This window comes from Pseudomonas sp. GD03862 (assembly GCF_029840855.1).
In the GTDB taxonomy this organism is placed as follows: domain Bacteria; phylum Pseudomonadota; class Gammaproteobacteria; order Pseudomonadales; family Pseudomonadaceae; genus Aquipseudomonas; species Aquipseudomonas alloputida.
Genome location: NZ_JAOCDI010000028.1, coordinates 54,809 through 70,222, shown reverse-complemented (window position 1 = coordinate 70,222; position 15,414 = coordinate 54,809). Strand labels below are relative to the sequence as shown.

Below are 15,414 nucleotides of genomic sequence, written 5' to 3'. Positions count from 1 at the left end.
GGATTGAGAGTGGCGTGTGTGAATGCGTGGTCAGGGCTGCGGCATCAGGTAATGGGCGCCGGGTTGAACAGGGTGATGTCGTTGTGCAGCCGGTGTTGTTCGGCCCAGGTCTGCTTGCGGCCGCTGGCCACGTCCAGGTAGTAATGGAACAGCTCCCAGCCCAGCTCCTCGATGGTCGAGCGACCACTGGCGATGCGACCGGCGTCGATGTCGATCAGGTCGGGCCAACGTTGGGCCAGTTCGCTGCGGGTGCACACCTTGACCACCGGCGCCATGGCCAGGCCATACGGGGTGCCGCGGCCGGTAGTGAAGACGTGCAGGTTCATGCCGGCCGCCAGTTGCAAGGTGCCACAGACAAAGTCGCTGGCCGGGGTGGCGCAGAAAATCAGGCCTTTGCGGTTGACCCGCTCGCCTGGGCCGAGCACACCCTGGATAGCGCCGCTGCCCGACTTGACGATCGAACCCAGCGATTTCTCGACGATGTTCGACAGCCCGCCTTTCTTGTTGCCCGGCGTGGTGTTGGCGCTGCGGTCGGCGGCGCCTTGCTGCAGGTAGCGGTCGTACCAGTCCATTTCGCGCACCAGCGCGTCGGCAACGTCCTGGTTTTCCGCGCGCGAGGTCAGCATGTAGATCGCGTCGCGCACCTCGGTCACTTCAGAGAACAGCACGGTGGCGCCAGCGCGGACCAGCAGGTCGGCGGCATAACCCAGTGCCGGGTTGGCGGTGATGCCCGAGAAGGCGTCGCTGCCACCGCATTGCATGCCGAGGATCAGCTCGCTGGCCGGGACCGTTTCGCGGCGACGCTGGTCGAGCTTCTTCAGGCGGGTTTCGGCCAGGTCCATGATCTGCTCGATCATTTCGACAAAGCCAAGGCTGGCATCTTGCAGGCGGTACAGCCATGGGTCGCTGAGGTCCACCGAGGGGTCGTTGTCGTGCATCACCTGGCTGGCTTGCAGTTTTTCACAGCCCAGGCTGATCACCAGTGCCTCGCCGCCGAGGTTTGGGTTGCGCGCCAGGTTGCGCACGGTGCGGATCGGGATGTAAGCGTCGCGGGCGTTGATTGCCACACCGCAGCCGTAGCTGTGGGTAATGGCCACCACGTCATCGACGTTGGGGTATTTGGGCAGCAGTTCGTTGCGAATGCGCTTGACTGCATGTTCCAGCACGCCGGTCACGCACTGCACGGTGGTGGTGATGCCGAGGATATTGCGGGTGCCGACAGTGCCATCGGCGTTGCGATAGCCCTCGAAGGTGAAGCCCTCAAGCGGCGGCAGCGGTTGTGGCACTGCATCGCAGCGCGGCAGGCTGTCCAGTTCCGGGGCGGCCGGCATGGCCAGCTGGCTTTCCTGCACCCAGCTGCCTTGGCGCAGGTCTTCCAGCGCGTAGCCGATGATTTGCCCGTAGCGGCGCACGGGCTCGCCCTTGGCGATGGATACGGTGGCCACCTTGTGGCTTTGCGGCACGCCTTCGATCAGGGTCAGGCCGTCGGCGAAGCGGGCGCCTTCGCCCAAGCCGCCGTCGTTGACAACGACCACGACGTTGTCGTCGTCGTGCAGGCGGACGTAGCGGGGCGAGTCGGAATGTTCGATCAACTGCATGTTTGGGCCCTACTTGTCAGGTTCTCAGGCTTTTGTACATCCGCCCATGCCGGGTGACCCGGCGCGGGCGTGTTTTTTCAGTGACGGGAGCTGGCCAGTTCGCCGTCGGTGGCAGGCTCAGCGTGTGGCTTTGGGGCAGCATCACGCAATTCGATACGCTTGATGGGGCCGACGATAACCAGATAGCTGAATACCGCTACCAGCGCGTTGGCACCCACGTACACAAGCGCCCACTTGAACGAGCCGGTCGCGCTGATGATGTAGCCGATCACGATAGGGGTGGTGATCGACGCGATGTTGCCGAAGGTGTTGAACAGGCCACCGGACAGCCCGGCGATCTGCTTGGGTGAAGTGTCCGCGACCACCGCCCAGCCCAGTGCGCCGATGCCCTTGCCGAAAAACGCCAGCGTCATGAAGCCAACCACCATCCACTCGGCATCGACGTAGTTGCAGAACACCATGGTGGTGGACAGCAGCAGGCCACAGACGATCGGCAGTTTGCGCGAGAAGGTCAGCGAGTTGCCGCGGCGCAGCAGCCAGTCGGAGATCACGCCACCCAGGACGCCGCCGATAAAACCACACACCGCCGGCAGCGAGGCGATGAAGCCGGCCTTGAGAATGGTCATGCCACGTTCCTGCACCAGGTACACCGGGAACCAGGTGAGGAAGAAGTAGGTGATGGCGTTGATGCAGTACTGGCCCAGGTATACGCCCAGCAGCATGCGGCTGGTCAGCAACTGCTTGATGTAACCCCATTTCGGGCCGTCGCTGCCGCGCTTCTGGTCCATGTCGACCAGGCCGCCGTTCTGCTCGATGTGCTCAAGTTCGCTTGGGCTGATGCGCGGGTGTTGGCGCGGGTTGTAGATGGTCTTCAGCCACACCATCGAGAAGATGATGCCCAGCACACCCATGACCACGAACACGTGCTCCCAGCCGAAGCTGAACACGATCCAGCCCATGATCGGGGCGAACAGTGCAGTGGCGAAATACTGCGCCGAGTTGAAGATGGCCGACGCCGTGCCGCGTTCCTGGGTCGGGAACCATGCGGCGACGATGCGCGCGTTACCCGGGAATGACGGGGCTTCGGCGAAACCGACCAGGAAGCGCAGGGTGAAGAGGGTGACCACGGCCCAGGCAACCGGCAGGCCACCGACAAAACCTTGCAGCAGGGTGAACAGCGACCAGGTGAAGATGCTGAAGGCGTAGACGTTCTTGGAACCGAAGCGATCGAGCAGCCAGCCACCAGGAATCTGGCCAGCCACGTAAGCCCATCCGAAGGCGGAAAAGATATAACCGAGGGTTACGGCGTCAATGCCGAGGTCTTTCTGCAGGCTGGAGCCTGCGATAGCAATGGTCGCGCGGTCGGCATAGTTGATCGTGGTCACCAGAAACAGCATGAACAGGATCAGGTAGCGCACATGCGTTTTCTTAGTCGCTTGCATGCTGGCAATACTCCCACTAGTTATTTTTGTGCGGGCTCACGAATTGTAACCGGAGTGGGGCAGGCCCACTCCGGGCGCGGCATCTGGCAGGCCGCGGGCAGCGCTTACTGCGGGCCCATCTTGTCCATCAGCGCGGCGAGCATTTCGTACTCGTCGGCGGTGAGGTCAGTCAGCGGGGTACGCACCGGGCCGGCGTCGTAACCGGCAATTCTGGCGCCGGCCTTGACGATGCTCACGGCGTAGCCGGCCTTGCGGTTGCGGATGTCCAGGTATGGCAGGAAGAAATCGTCGATCAGCTTGGCCACGGTGGCGTGGTCGTCACGGGCGATGGCGTTGTAGAAGTCCATGGCGGTTTTCGGCACGAAGTTGAACACCGCGGAGGAGTACACCGGTACGCCCAGGGCCTTGTAGGCGGCGGCATACACTTCGGCGGTCGGCAGGCCACCCAGGTAGCTGAAGCGCTCGCCCAGGCGACGACGGATCGACACCATCAGCTCGATATCACCCAGGCCGTCCTTGTAGCCAATCAGGTTCGGGCAGCGCTCGGCCAGTTTTTCCAGCAGGTCGGCGTTCAGGCGGCAGACGTTGCGGTTGTACACCACCACACCGATGTTTACCGATTTGCACACCGCTTCGACGTGGGCGGCGACGCCGTCCTGGCTGGCTTCGGTCAGGTAGTGCGGCAACAACAGCAGGCCCTTGGCACCCAGGCGCTCGGCTTCTTGCGCGTATTCGATGGCCTGACGGGTGGAGCCACCGACACCGGCGAGGATCGGTACCGAAGTGGCGCAGGTGTCGACCGCGGTCTTGATCACCTGGCTGTATTCGCTGGCGGCCAGGGAGAAGAATTCACCGGTACCGCCAGCGGCGAACAGCGCGCTGGCGCCGTAGGGGGCCAGCCACTCAAGGCGCTTGATGTAGCCAGCCGGGTTGAAGTCGCCCTGGGCATTGAAGTCGGTGACCGGGAAAGACAGCAGGCCGTGGGAGAGGATGGATTTGAGTTCTTGTGGATTCATTGTTGTTGGCATCCTGTGGCGCTTGGGTGAGGGGTGTGGCTTTTCGTTGGAGGTAAGTTATCGTACAACCTGCGTGATGACTAGTCCTTTTTCAGAATTTTGTGTTCTCGCCAGGGTGGTTGTCTGGATATGTGTGTTGTGGCGCAGATCGAGCGCCGCCCGCGCGGCGCTTCGCGGGTAAACCCGCTCCTACGTCTGTTTCGGGCCAGTTATGCCTGTGGCATTTGCGCGCGGACGCCTTGGCGCATGCCTCGATATCGTGTCGTACAAACAAGGCAGTCGCGCGCGTCTGACACAGACGATACTGGCCCGAAACAAACGGAGCGGGTTTACCCGCGAAGCGCCGCGCGGGCGGCGCTCGATTTCACAGGCGCAGCAGGTACGACGACAAACACATAGCAGTCATCGTATCTCTTGAGGGGAAAGGAAAAAACGATCGCGGAGACAGGCACAAGCCCGCCGCCCGATTCCACGGGAAGAGTTCTGGGACCAGCAGAGGGTGGCCGGGGAAACGGGGGCGGCCTTGCGCCGCCCCGCGATCAAAGCAGAGGAAACTGAAGGTCAGGCCGCGTGCTGGCGCTTGATTTGCGCCTTGCGTACCTGGGCCCGGCAAGCATCGCCGAAAGCCTGGAAGATCTTTATCGAATCAGGGTTCTTCGCCGCTTGCCATTCAGGGTGCCACTGCACCGCGAACAAGAACGGCGAAATGCTTGGCGCGTGAATCGCTTCGACCAGGCCATCTTCGGCACGGGCGATCGCTTCAATACCGGCGCCGAGTTTATGCAGGCCTTGGCCATGCAGCGAGTTGACGCGAATCTCATCGGTACCCAGGGTGTCGTGCAGCCAGCTGCCCGGCTGGATCTTCACCCCATGCACCTGGGCGTACTGCACTTCGACCGGGTCTTCCGGGTTTTCCCGGTGGTCATTGAACCCAGGTTCGGCATACACCTTCTGGTAAATGTCGCCACCCAGGGCCACGTTGATTTCCTGCATGCCACGGCAGATGCCGAAGATGGGCAGGCCACGCTTGATCGCCGCCTTGACCAGCGGAATGTCGAACAGGTCGCGGTTCTGGTCCTGGCCTTTGCCTGGGGTCTGGTTTTCCTGGCCATACAGGGCCGGGTCGATGTTGCTGCCAGCGCCAGTCAGGTAAACGCCGTCGGCCATGTCCAGGTAGGTCTCGAGGTCGTCAGTGCCGCAGCAGGTAGGCACCAACACCGGGACGCAATCGGAGAACTCGACCAGCGGGGTAATGTATTTGTGGGTCATGACCTGGTAGTCATGGCCTTTGCGCTCTTGGCTGCCCATGGTCATCAGGACGACGGGTTTGCGCAGGGAAGGTTGCTTGTTGCCAATGTTGCTGTTGGACATATGTCACCTTGGGACAGGTTCGACCTGTCGTTGTTGTGCAGGCGCACGGCGCGGGGCCTTGGGTGCTGCCTGTAGCCCCGAGCACTGCCGGCTCGTCAGAGGCGACGATTCCGGTCGGGGCTTGTAGATAGCTTGCCAGAGCCGTTCGATATGTCAAACGACGGAAGCGGGCTTTAACGCGGGGGATACGCCGTTTTCTGGGGGCTGAAACCGATGCGGGCCTGTGGTGGCGTGGGTTTGGCAGGGTCTGCGGTCAATAATATTTAACGATGCAGTTGGGTCATTGCAGCGGCGCAATGATTAGGTAACTTGAAGTAACTTCGGTCCCTGTGGGAGCGGGCTTGCCCGCGAACACGGGCGAAGCCCGTGCCATCCACGGCGGTGTCTTCTTCGCGGGTAAACCCGCTCCCACAGTGACAGGCTTTCAATCAGTGCAGGATCTGCGCCAGGAACGCCTTGGCCCGCTCGGTGCGCGGCTGGTTGAAGAACACCTGCGGCGGGCTGTCCTCGATGATCTGCCCACCCTCAAGGAACAGCACCCGCTCGGCTACCTGCCGGGCAAAGCCCATTTCATGGGTGACGCACAGCATGGTCATGCCCGTGCCAGCCAACTGCACCAGCACATCCAGCACCTCGGCGACCATTTCCGGGTCCAGCGCCGAAGTGGGCTCGTCGAACAGCATGATCCGCGGTTTCATGCACAGCGCCCGGGCGATTGCCACGCGCTGCTGCTGGCCGCCGGACAGCTGGCTGGGGTACTTGTGCGCCTGGCTTTCGATGCCGACTTTGCTCAGGTACATGCGTGCCCGCTCCTCGGCGTCCTTGCGTGACAGCCCGCGCACGCTGGTGGGGGCCAGCAGGCAGTTGTCGAGCACGCTCATGTGCGGGAACAGGTTGAAGTGCTGGAACACCATGCCGATGTCGCTGCGCACCTGTGCCGCCTCGCGTGTGGTGGCCGCCAGGTCGATGCCGTCCACCTGGATGCTGCCCTGCTGGGCGACTTCCAGGCGGTTGATGCAGCGGATCAGGGTCGACTTGCCCGAGCCGGACGGCCCGCACAGTACGATGCGTTCGCCTTCGCGCACCTGCAGGTCGATGTCGCGCAGCACGTGGAACGCGCCATAGTGCTTGTTCAGGCCTTCGATGCGAATCAGCACCGGACGCGGGTCGGGTTCGGGGGCAAGGGTGGCAAGGCTCAGTGGTGCGGTCATCTTGTTGTTCTCCCGCGTGGGTTCAGTCGAAACGGGTCGCGCTGTAAGGCGCGGGGTCGGTGAAGGGGGGCTCGCCAGTGAGCAGCTCGGCCAGCAGCCGGCCGCAGACCGGGCCCAGCGTGAGGCCGTGATGGGCATGGCCGAAGTTGAACCACAGCCCTGGGTGGCGCGGCGCCGGCCCGATCACTGGGCGCATGTCGGGCAGGCAGGGGCGGCGGCCCAGCCATGGCGTGTCGTCCAGACGATCGCCGAGGGCCGGGAACAGCTTGCGCGCCAAGGCCTCGCAGCGGCCCAGCTGAATCTGATTGCCAGGTGCACTGGCTGCGTCGAACTCGATGCCGGTGGTCAGGCGCACGCCGCGCGCCATCGGCGCCAGTACATAGCCGCCTTGGGTGTCGCAGATCGAGTGCTCCAGCTGAGCGCCGTCACGGGTGCTGTAGTGCATGTGGTAGCCCCGCTTGATGGCCAGCGGGATCTGGTAGCCCAGGCCGCTGAACAGGTCGGCTGACTGAGGCCCAAGGCAGGCCACCACCTCGTCGGCAGTGATCGGGCCGCGACGGCTCTCTACCCGCCATTGGCCATTGGCCTGGCGCAGGCTGCGCGCATCGCCATGCACGAACTGCCCGCCGCGTTGCAGGAACAACGCCGCATAGCCACGGGTGAGCGCGCCGGGGTTGTTCACGGTTTTCGGATCGAGCCAGTGGATGCCGCCGACCACGGTGGCGTCCAGCTGATGTTCACGTGCCTGCAGCTGCCCGCATTCAAGGATTTCGAAGCGCAAGCCGTAGCGGCTCAGGCCCTTGGCATCGGTTTTTGCCTGCTCGAACAGCGCGGGGTCGCGGAACACTTCGATCCAGCCTTTGGCTTGCACCAGGCCTTCCAGGCCAGCGGCAGCGATCAGCGCGTCATGCTCGTCGACACAGCGCTGCACCAGCGGCAACATATCGGCGGCGGCGCCGGCCAGGCGCCCGGGTGCCGACTGGCGCCAGTAACGCCACAGCCACGGTGCGGCCTTGGGCAAGTGCGCCAGGCTGTAGCGCACATCGGGCTGGCGGTTCAGGCCGTAGCGCAGCAGTGCGCTCAGTTGCCGCGGGAAGGCATAGGGGATGACACTGGAACGCTCGATCAGCCCGGCGTTACCGTGGCTGGTGCCACTGCCCGGTTCGTCGCGGTCGATCAGAATTACCTGGCGCCCGCGTGCCTGCAGGTGCAGCGCGGTGCTGACGCCGACGATGCCGGCGCCGAGGACAAGGGTCTGGCAATGCATGAAACGTATCCTTCGGTCAGTTCAGGTGGCGGCCCAGGCGGGCCTCCAGGTGTTTCAGCAGGCGCCGCACCAGTTCGACGATCACCAGGTAGAGCACAGCGGCCCACAGGTAGATCTGGAAGTCGAAACTGCGCGAGAAGGCCAGTTTGGTCACGCCCATCAGGTCGTAGATCGTCACCAGCGAGGCGATCGCGCTGGCCTTGATCATCAGGATCAGTTCGTTGCCCAGCGGGCCAATGGCCACCAGCAGCGACTGCGGCAATATCACCTTGAAGAAGGTGGTCGAGCGCTTCAGGTTCAGCGCCCGCGCCGCTTCATGCTGGCCAGGCGCAACCGCCATCAGGCTGCCGCGGAAGATCTCGGCCTGATAGGCGGCGGTGTTCAGGGTGAACGCCAGCAAGGTGCAAAACCACGCATCCCGGAAGAACCACCACAGGCCGACGTCCTGCCAGAAACCCTTGAGCGAACCCAGGCCGTAATACAGCAGGAACAATTGCGCCAGCAGCGGCGAGCCGCGGAAGAAGTACACGTAGCCGGCAGCCATGCGCTGCAGCACCAGGCTGCGAGACAGGCGTGCAAGGGCCAGCAGAAGACCGAGCACAGCACCCAGGCTGAAGGAAATCGCCACCAGCTTGGCGGTTACCAGCAGGCCGTCGATGAAGCGCGGGCCATAGCGCTCCAGCAGGTCGGGGTCGAGCACCATTGCCAGCAGTTGATCGAAGCTCATGCGCGTGCTCCTTGCAGGTGGCGGTTGCTGCGCCGTTCGATGTAGGCGAACACGCGCCCGGACAGTGCCGCGAACAGCAGGTAGCCCAGGCAGGCGACGCCGTAGAAGAACATCGGTTCCTTGGTTACGCTGACTGCCAGGTTGGTCTGGCGCATCAGGTCGACCAGCGAGATGGTCGACACCAGCGAGGTGTCCTTGAGCAGCGACAGCCAGTTGTTGGACAAGCCGGGCAGGGCGATGCGGGTCAGTTGCGGCAGCAGCACCTTGAAGAAGCCGGTGCGCTTGCTAAGCCCAAGCGCCGAGCAGGCTTCCAGCTGGCCCTTGGGCAGGGTCTTGAAGGCGGCCAGCCAGATCTCGCTGGAAAACGCGGCGAACACCAGGCTGAAGGCGATCATCGCGGCGAGGAAGGTGTTGATGAGGAACTCACCCTGGTAGCCCATGGCGGCGAGGATCTTCTGCGCGGCGATCTGGCAGCCGTAATAGATGATCAGCAACGTCAGCAGTTCGGGCAGGCCGCGGAAGACGGTGGAAAAAGTGGTGGCCCAGGCCCGTGGCAGGCGTTTGCGCGAGCGCGCCGCCAGCGCGACCACCAGGCCCAGTGGCAGGCCGATGGGCAGGCAGGCCAAGGCCAGGGAAACGGTAACCAGCGCGCCGGCCAGCAACGCCTGGCCCCAGCCTCCGCTGGCGAAAGACAGCAAGGACAATTGATCGAGCATGACGAACCTCTTGGGCAGGTTATGCGGCCTTGGGGGAGCGGCCTTGCGGCCCTGTCGCGACGCAAGGTCGCCCCCACTGGGCATTCGCACAACTTCCTGAAGATCAGTTGTAGATATCGAAAGCGAAATATTTGCTGGCGATCTTCTGGTAGGTGCCGTTGGCCACAATCTGTTGCAGCGCGGTATTCAGGCGCTGGCGCAGGGCTTCGTCGTCCTTGCGCACAGCGATGGCGGCATCGGCCTTGGTGTCCGCCACGTCGCCAAGGATCTTGCAGCAATCCCCGCCGTTCTTGTTCATCCACTCGTGCAGCGGGAATTTGTCAGCAATCACGCCGTCCAGGCGGCCGGCCGCCAGGTCTGCGTTGGCTTCGTCCATGGTCGGGTACAGTTTCACGTCGGCACCGGCCTTGCCGTACACGTCTTCGGCGTAGATGGCCTGGGTAGAGGAAGACTGCGCACCGACGGTGTAGCCGACAAAGTCGGTCTGGGCGCTGTCGATCTTGCTGTCCTTGGCAACTGCCACGGTCAGGGGCGTGCGGTAGTAGCGGTCGGTGAAGGCGATCTTCTTGCGCCGCTCTTCGGTGTCGATCATCGACGCCACTACCGCGTCATACTTGCGCGCCATCAGGGCGGGGATGATGCCTTCCCAGTCCTGGGCCACCAGCGTGCATTCGACTTTCATCTGTTCGCACAGGGCATGGGTGATGTCGACATCGAAGCCGTGCAGCTTGTTATCGGCGTCTACATAGTTGAACGGCGGGTAGGCACCCTCGGTGGCGAACCGCAGGGTTTCAGCGCTGGCGGCACCCGCCAGCAGCAGGGCGCACGCACCCAGCAAGGCCATGGACTTGTTCATCTCGCACCTCATTGCACTCTTGCTATTGTTGTTTGCCCGTCGACCACGAGGTGTAGCCGACGAATTCGTTATGTAGAGCGGCAGTTGCTTCCAAGCGTTTTTCAACATCCGGTCCGAGCTTCTTGCAGACCTCGTTGACCATCAGATGCACCCACGACAGCATCGTCGAGGTGGATTCCCAGAACAGGTTGAACTCGGTGGGGATGCGGAACACCTCGTCGGCATTGGCATCCGCCCAGTCACAGAAGGTGTCGGTCACCAGGGTGACCGCAATGCCAGCCTCGCGAGCCTTCTGGCACAGCATCAGGGCATGGCGGGAATAACGGCGCGCCTCGAACACCACCAGGGCGCTGTCTTCGGCGCGGCCCAGCAGCACTTCACCGAAGTGCCCGGCGCTGATGTCGACCAGTTGCACACCATCGCGCAGGTATTGCAGCAGGTGACTCATGCACATGGCGATGCCGCGCTCGGTCTGGAAGCCGGCGATGAACACCCGCGGTTTGCTCGCCAGGCGTTGCGCCACGTTGTGCCAGGCGGGGCTCTGGCGGTATTCGTGTACGCGCACCAGGGCGGCGATTTCCAGCTCCAGGCTGCCGGCGTTGTCGCTGGCGTCCTGGTTCTGGCGGTAATCTTGCAGGCGATCACCCACCAGCCACGGGCCATCGCCCAGATCGTTCTGCAGGTCTTGCTTAAGCGCCTTGAGGTGGGCATAACCCAGTGAGCGACAGTAGCGCCCGACGCTGGATTCGCTGACGCCCAGCTTGGCGGCAATGCTGGCCGAGGTCTGGAACGGCAGTTCGTGCAGGTTGGCAAGCATGTAGGTGGCGATCTTGCGACCCGAGGCAGCGGCCCCTTCGAGGCTGTTTTCCAGGCGTTGCTTGATCAGTTGGCTCATGCTGCGGCTCCAGGGGTGAGGCTTGGGAAGAAAATGAATGTTTTCTGTCATCAAGTCAACATTTGACAGATTGCTGTCACATGAAGGAAAGTTTTTGTCGTTGCAACGCTGTAGCCATTCCAAAATCAACAAGGAGCTTCAGATGTCCGCACCTTCCACCAGCACCGTTGTGCGCGTGCCTTTTACCGAGCTGCAAAGCCTGTTGCAGGCCATTTTCCAGCGCCATGGGTGCAGCGAGGCCGTGGCCCGGGTGCTGGCCCACAACTGCGCCAGCGCCCAGCGGGATGGCGCCCATAGCCATGGGGTGTTCCGCATGCCCGGTTATGTTTCGACCTTGGCCAGCGGCTGGGTCGATGGCCAGGCCACGCCACAGGTCAGCGACGTGGCCGCCGGCTATGTGCGTGTCGATGCTGCGGGCGGTTTTGCCCAGCCGGCACTGGCGGCCGCCCGTGAGCTGTTGGTGGCGAAGGCGCGCAGCGCAGGCATTGCCGTGCTGGCGATCCACAACTCGCACCATTTCGCTGCGTTGTGGCCGGATGTCGAGCCGTTCGCCGAAGAGGGCCTGGTAGCCCTCAGCGTGGTCAACAGCATGACCTGCGTGGTGCCGCATGGTGCACGCAAGCCGCTGTTCGGTACCAACCCCATCGCTTTCGCTGCGCCTTGCGCCGAGCATGACCCGATCGTTTTCGACATGGCCACCAGTGCCATGGCCCATGGCGATGTGCAGATTGCCGCACGTGCTGGCCAGCAATTGCCGGAGGGCATGGGGGTAGATGCCGATGGCCAGCCGACTACCGACCCGAAGGCGATCCTGGAAGGCGGGGCCTTGCTGCCATTTGGCGGGCACAAGGGCTCGGCGTTGTCGATGATGGTCGAGCTGCTGGCGGCGGCGCTGACCGGCGGTCATTTCTCCTGGGAGTTCGATTGGTCCGGGCATCCGGGGGCGAAAACGCCATGGACCGGGCAGTTGATCATCGTCATCGACCCGGGCAAGGCCGAAGGCCAGCGGTTTGCCCAGCGCAGCCGCGAGCTGGTGGAGCACATGCAAGCGGTGGGGCTGACGCGCATGCCGGGCGAGCGGCGCTATCGTGAGCGCGAGGTGGCCGAGGAGGAGGGGGTGGCGGTGACCGAGCAGGAGCTGCAAGGCCTGAAAGAGCTGCTTGGATGACCTGGTCTCTTCGCGGGTAAACCCACAGGTGCCTGAGCTGTTCCCAGGCTGTGCGCTGAACCCGTAGGAGCGGGTTTACCCGCGAAGAATCCAGCACGAATTTCCAGCCATGCAATGTTGCATAGACAACCTTGCACAATAGTGGATGTTCCTGAACCCGCACTCCGGGTATGCTCAACACTGACTTTCCGTACCGTCCTGATCCAAGGAGCTGCACGCTGTGTTCAAACATGTCGATGCCTATGCCGGCGACCCGATCCTCTCGTTGATGGAAACCTTCAAGGCCGACCCGCGCGCCGACAAGGTCAACCTGAGTATTGGCCTGTACTACGATGAGGCCGGCGTGGTGCCGCAACTGGCGGCGGTGGATGCGGTGGAAAAACGCATTGCCGGTCAGGACCACGAAGCCTCCCTGTACCTGCCGATGGAAGGCCTGGCCAGCTACCGCCAAGCCATCCAGGCGCTGCTGTTCGGTGCTGATCACCCGGCCGTGACCGGCGGCCGTGTGGCCACCGTACAGACCGTGGGTGGCTCCGGCGCCCTGAAGGTCGGTGCCGACTTCCTCAAGCGCTACTTCCCGCAGTCCGAAGTCTGGGTCAGCAACCCGACCTGGGACAACCATCGCGCCATCTTCGAGGGTGCAGGCTTCAAGGTGCACACCTACCCGTACTTCGACCAGGCCACCCGTGGCGTGGACTTCGACGGCATGCTGGCCACCTTGCAGAGCCTGCCGGCCAACAGCGTGGTGCTGCTGCACCCGTGCTGCCACAACCCTACTGGTGCCGATCTAGAGCAGCACCAGTGGCAACAAGTAGTCGAAGTGGTCAAGGCGCGCCAGCTGATCCCGTTCCTCGACATCGCTTATCAAGGCTTCGCCGAAGGCTTGGTAGAAGACGCCTACGCCATCCGCGAAATGGCCCGTGCCGGCGTTCCGTGCCTGGTGAGCAACTCCTTCTCGAAAATCTTCTCGCTATATGGCGAGCGGGTGGGCGGCCTGTCGGTGGTGTGCGATGACGAGGCTACTGCCCAGAGCGTGCTTGGCCAGCTGAAGGCCACCGTGCGCCGCAACTACTCCAGCCCGCCCAACTTCGGCGCCCAGCTGGTTGCCGGCGTACTGAGCGATGCTGGCCTGAATGCCCAGTGGGCCGAAGAGGTCGAAGTCATGCGCAAGCGTATCCTCGACATGCGCCAGGCGCTGGTCGATGCCCTGGCCGTGCTGCTGCCGGGCCAGGACTTCCAGTTCTTCCTGCGCCAGCGCGGCATGTTCAGCTACACCGGCTTCAGCGTCGAGCAGGTACGTCGCCTGCGTGACGAGTTCGGCGTGTACCTGATCGACAGCGGCCGTGTGTGCATGTCCGGCCTGCGCCCGGCCAACCTGCAACGGGTTGCCGAAGCGTTCGCTGCCGTTCAGAAGTAACTCGCCAACGGGCCAACTGCGGCCCCTCCTGTGGGGCGCGGTTGGACTTTGTGGGAGCAACTGTCTTGCTCAATTTCTGAAAGCTGGCGTGATCCCTGTGGGAGCGGGCTTGCCCGCGAACACGGGCGAAGCCCGTGCCATTCACCACGGTGTTGGCTTCGCGGGCAAGCCCGCTCCCACAGGCGGCCCCCAGAGGCGGCCCCACAGGCTCCCAAGCCGCTACATTCCATCGATCGACACCAGCAATGCCTTCCACTTGTAAAGACAAGTGCAACCGCTCCTCGGAAAAGGGCTTCGCAAGTGCAACCTTTCCGTGCACAATCGCGCCCCTCTTTTCCGGTTGAGTTGGGCGAAACGTCTATTTCGCCATTCTCAGCCTGTTGCAGTCTTGCGAGTGGAGCTTCACCCGGAATGAATGAGCAGGCCCCAAGCGTTGAACAACGCTTTGCAGAATCGACCCCCGCCGCCCTCGGCACCTGGGCGCGTCACGACACCACCTGGATGCTGGGCCTGTTCGGCACAGCCATCGGCGCCGGGACACTGTTCCTGCCGATCAACGCCGGCCTTGGCGGCTTCTGGCCGCTGCTGATCCTGGCCGTGCTGGCCTTCCCGATGACCTATTTCGCCCATCGCGGGCTGACCCGTTTCGTCCTTTCCGGGCGCGATGGCAGCGACATCACCGAAGTGGTCAAGGAGCATTTCGGCATCACCGCCGGTGCCTCGATCACCGTGCTGTACTTCTTCGCCATCTTCCCGATCCTGCTTATCTACAGCGTGGCGCTGACCAACACCGTGTCCAGCTTCATGGAACACCAGCTGCACATGCAGCCGCCGCCTCGGGCAATCCTGTCATTCGTGCTGATCCTCGGTCTGCTGGCCATCGTGCGCTGCGGGGAGCAGGCCACGGTCAAGGTCATGAGCCTGCTGGTCTACCCGTTCATCGTTGCGCTGGCGTTGCTGGGCCTGTACCTGGTGCCGCACTGGACCGGTGGCATTCTCGACAGCGCCACAGAGGTGCCGCCGGCCTCGGCCTTCCTGCATACCCTGTGGCTGGCCATTCCGGTGATGGTGTTCTCGTTCAACCATTCGCCGATCATTTCGGCCTTTGCCGTCGATCAGAAGCGCCGTTACGGCGCGCACGCCGACGAGCGCAGCGGCCAGATCCTGCGTCGTGCCCACCTGCTGATGGTGGTGATGGTGCTGTTCTTCGTGTTCAGCTGCGTGCTCACCCTGAGCAGCGCCCAGCTGGCCGAAGCCAAGGCGCAGAACCTGTCGATCCTGTCGTACCTGGCCAACCACTTCAGCAACCCGACCATCGCGTTCGCTGCGCCGTTGATCGCCTTCGTGGCCATCGCCAAGTCGTTCCTCGGCCACTACATCGGCGCCAGCGAAGGCCTGAAGGGCATCATCGCCAAGACCGGTGCGCGCCCAGGCGCCAAGGCCTTGGACCGCGTGGTTGCCGCACTGATGCTGGTGGTGTGCTGGATCGTCGCCACCCTTAACCCGAGCATTCTCGGCATGATCGAGTCGCTCGGCGGCCCGATTCTCGCGGTGCTGTTGTTCCTGATGCCGATGTACGCCATTCGCCGTGTGCCATCGATGCGCAAGTACAGCGGTGTGGCCTCCAACGTGTTCGTCGTTGTGGTCGGCCTGGTTGCGCTGACTTCGGTGGTGTACGGCCTTGTAAGCTGATTCACCCGTTTCATTCAAGAATGCCCGGGTCGCTTGTC

Annotated in this window: 13 protein-coding genes; 3 read left to right on the top strand and 10 right to left on the bottom strand. The window is 63.2% G+C overall.

Annotation, left to right across the window (positions count from 1 at the left end):
• Positions 1-44: 44 nt before the first annotated feature.
• The 10 genes from garD to N5D53_RS18170 all read right to left on the bottom strand — a co-directional run bounded on the left by garD (position 45) and on the right by N5D53_RS18170 (position 11,099).
• Positions 45-1,598: a galactarate dehydratase gene (gene garD / locus N5D53_RS18215; protein ID WP_104961472.1), complete on the bottom strand. Its 1,554-nt coding sequence runs from the start codon at positions 1,596-1,598 to the stop codon at positions 45-47.
• A 77-nt stretch (positions 1,599-1,675) separates the two neighbouring features.
• Entirely contained in the window at positions 1,676-3,040 is a 1,365-nt protein-coding gene (locus N5D53_RS18210; protein WP_021781698.1) for an MFS transporter, read from the bottom strand.
• A gap of 104 nt (positions 3,041-3,144) precedes the next feature.
• Complete coding sequence (kdgD, locus tag N5D53_RS18205; RefSeq protein WP_104961473.1) at positions 3,145-4,056, bottom strand: 5-dehydro-4-deoxyglucarate dehydratase; 912 nt, start codon at positions 4,054-4,056, stop codon at positions 3,145-3,147.
• A 561-nt stretch (positions 4,057-4,617) separates the two neighbouring features.
• Positions 4,618-5,427: a type 1 glutamine amidotransferase gene (locus tag N5D53_RS18200; protein WP_004575279.1), complete on the bottom strand. Its 810-nt coding sequence runs from the start codon at positions 5,425-5,427 to the stop codon at positions 4,618-4,620.
• Between the two features lie 428 nt (positions 5,428-5,855).
• Positions 5,856-6,638, bottom strand: a complete 783-nt coding sequence (locus N5D53_RS18195; RefSeq protein ID WP_010954443.1) for an amino acid ABC transporter ATP-binding protein — start codon at positions 6,636-6,638, stop codon at positions 5,856-5,858.
• Positions 6,639-6,660: 22 nt separating this feature from the next.
• Positions 6,661-7,905: an FAD-binding oxidoreductase gene (locus N5D53_RS18190; protein WP_010954442.1), complete on the bottom strand. Its 1,245-nt coding sequence runs from the start codon at positions 7,903-7,905 to the stop codon at positions 6,661-6,663.
• Between the two features lie 16 nt (positions 7,906-7,921).
• Positions 7,922-8,632 (bottom strand): ABC transporter permease subunit, encoded by a 711-nt coding sequence (locus tag N5D53_RS18185; protein WP_003247716.1) that lies wholly within the window; start codon positions 8,630-8,632, stop codon positions 7,922-7,924.
• Complete coding sequence (locus N5D53_RS18180) at positions 8,629-9,348, bottom strand: ABC transporter permease subunit (RefSeq protein WP_003247720.1); 720 nt, start codon at positions 9,346-9,348, stop codon at positions 8,629-8,631. Before N5D53_RS18180 ends, N5D53_RS18185 begins: the two co-directional genes overlap by 4 nt.
• 103 nt (positions 9,349-9,451) lie before the next feature.
• Positions 9,452-10,204, bottom strand: a complete 753-nt coding sequence (locus tag N5D53_RS18175) for a transporter substrate-binding domain-containing protein (protein ID WP_104961475.1) — start codon at positions 10,202-10,204, stop codon at positions 9,452-9,454.
• A gap of 22 nt (positions 10,205-10,226) precedes the next feature.
• Complete coding sequence (locus tag N5D53_RS18170; protein ID WP_012052078.1) at positions 10,227-11,099, bottom strand: MurR/RpiR family transcriptional regulator; 873 nt, start codon at positions 11,097-11,099, stop codon at positions 10,227-10,229.
• A 142-nt stretch (positions 11,100-11,241) separates the two neighbouring features.
• Here N5D53_RS18170 and N5D53_RS18165 point away from each other — a divergent pair, with 142 nt between their 5' ends.
• The 3 genes from N5D53_RS18165 to N5D53_RS18155 all read left to right on the top strand — a co-directional run bounded on the left by N5D53_RS18165 (position 11,242) and on the right by N5D53_RS18155 (position 15,376).
• Complete coding sequence (locus N5D53_RS18165; protein WP_104961476.1) at positions 11,242-12,267, top strand: Ldh family oxidoreductase; 1,026 nt, start codon at positions 11,242-11,244, stop codon at positions 12,265-12,267.
• A 220-nt stretch (positions 12,268-12,487) separates the two neighbouring features.
• A complete protein-coding gene (locus N5D53_RS18160) occupies positions 12,488-13,684 on the top strand; it encodes an amino acid aminotransferase (RefSeq protein WP_103462591.1) in 1,197 nt (398 codons plus the stop codon).
• 411 nt (positions 13,685-14,095) lie between these two features.
• Positions 14,096-15,376 (top strand): serine/threonine transporter, encoded by a 1,281-nt coding sequence (locus N5D53_RS18155; protein WP_279840586.1) that lies wholly within the window; start codon positions 14,096-14,098, stop codon positions 15,374-15,376.
• Positions 15,377-15,414: the final 38 nt, after the last annotated feature.

What these genes read in the sequence shown, in the direction of transcription:
- N5D53_RS18165 (WP_104961476.1), top strand. Translation starts at nt 11,242, where the DNA reads ATGTCCGCACCTTCCACCAGCACCGTTGTGCGCGTGCCTTTTACCGAG.
- N5D53_RS18195 (WP_010954443.1), bottom strand. Translation starts at nt 6,638, where the DNA reads ATGACCGCACCACTGAGCCTTGCCACCCTTGCCCCCGAACCCGACCCG.
- N5D53_RS18155 (WP_279840586.1), top strand. Translation starts at nt 14,096, where the DNA reads ATGAATGAGCAGGCCCCAAGCGTTGAACAACGCTTTGCAGAATCGACC.
- N5D53_RS18170 (WP_012052078.1), bottom strand. Translation starts at nt 11,099, where the DNA reads ATGAGCCAACTGATCAAGCAACGCCTGGAAAACAGCCTCGAAGGGGCC.
- garD (WP_104961472.1), bottom strand. Translation starts at nt 1,598, where the DNA reads ATGCAGTTGATCGAACATTCCGACTCGCCCCGCTACGTCCGCCTGCAC.
- N5D53_RS18175 (WP_104961475.1), bottom strand. Translation starts at nt 10,204, where the DNA reads ATGAACAAGTCCATGGCCTTGCTGGGTGCGTGCGCCCTGCTGCTGGCG.
- N5D53_RS18190 (WP_010954442.1), bottom strand. Translation starts at nt 7,905, where the DNA reads ATGCATTGCCAGACCCTTGTCCTCGGCGCCGGCATCGTCGGCGTCAGC.
- N5D53_RS18200 (WP_004575279.1), bottom strand. Translation starts at nt 5,427, where the DNA reads ATGTCCAACAGCAACATTGGCAACAAGCAACCTTCCCTGCGCAAACCC.
- N5D53_RS18210 (WP_021781698.1), bottom strand. Translation starts at nt 3,040, where the DNA reads ATGCAAGCGACTAAGAAAACGCATGTGCGCTACCTGATCCTGTTCATG.
- kdgD (WP_104961473.1), bottom strand. Translation starts at nt 4,056, where the DNA reads ATGAATCCACAAGAACTCAAATCCATCCTCTCCCACGGCCTGCTGTCT.
- N5D53_RS18185 (WP_003247716.1), bottom strand. Translation starts at nt 8,632, where the DNA reads ATGAGCTTCGATCAACTGCTGGCAATGGTGCTCGACCCCGACCTGCTG.
- N5D53_RS18180 (WP_003247720.1), bottom strand. Translation starts at nt 9,348, where the DNA reads ATGCTCGATCAATTGTCCTTGCTGTCTTTCGCCAGCGGAGGCTGGGGC.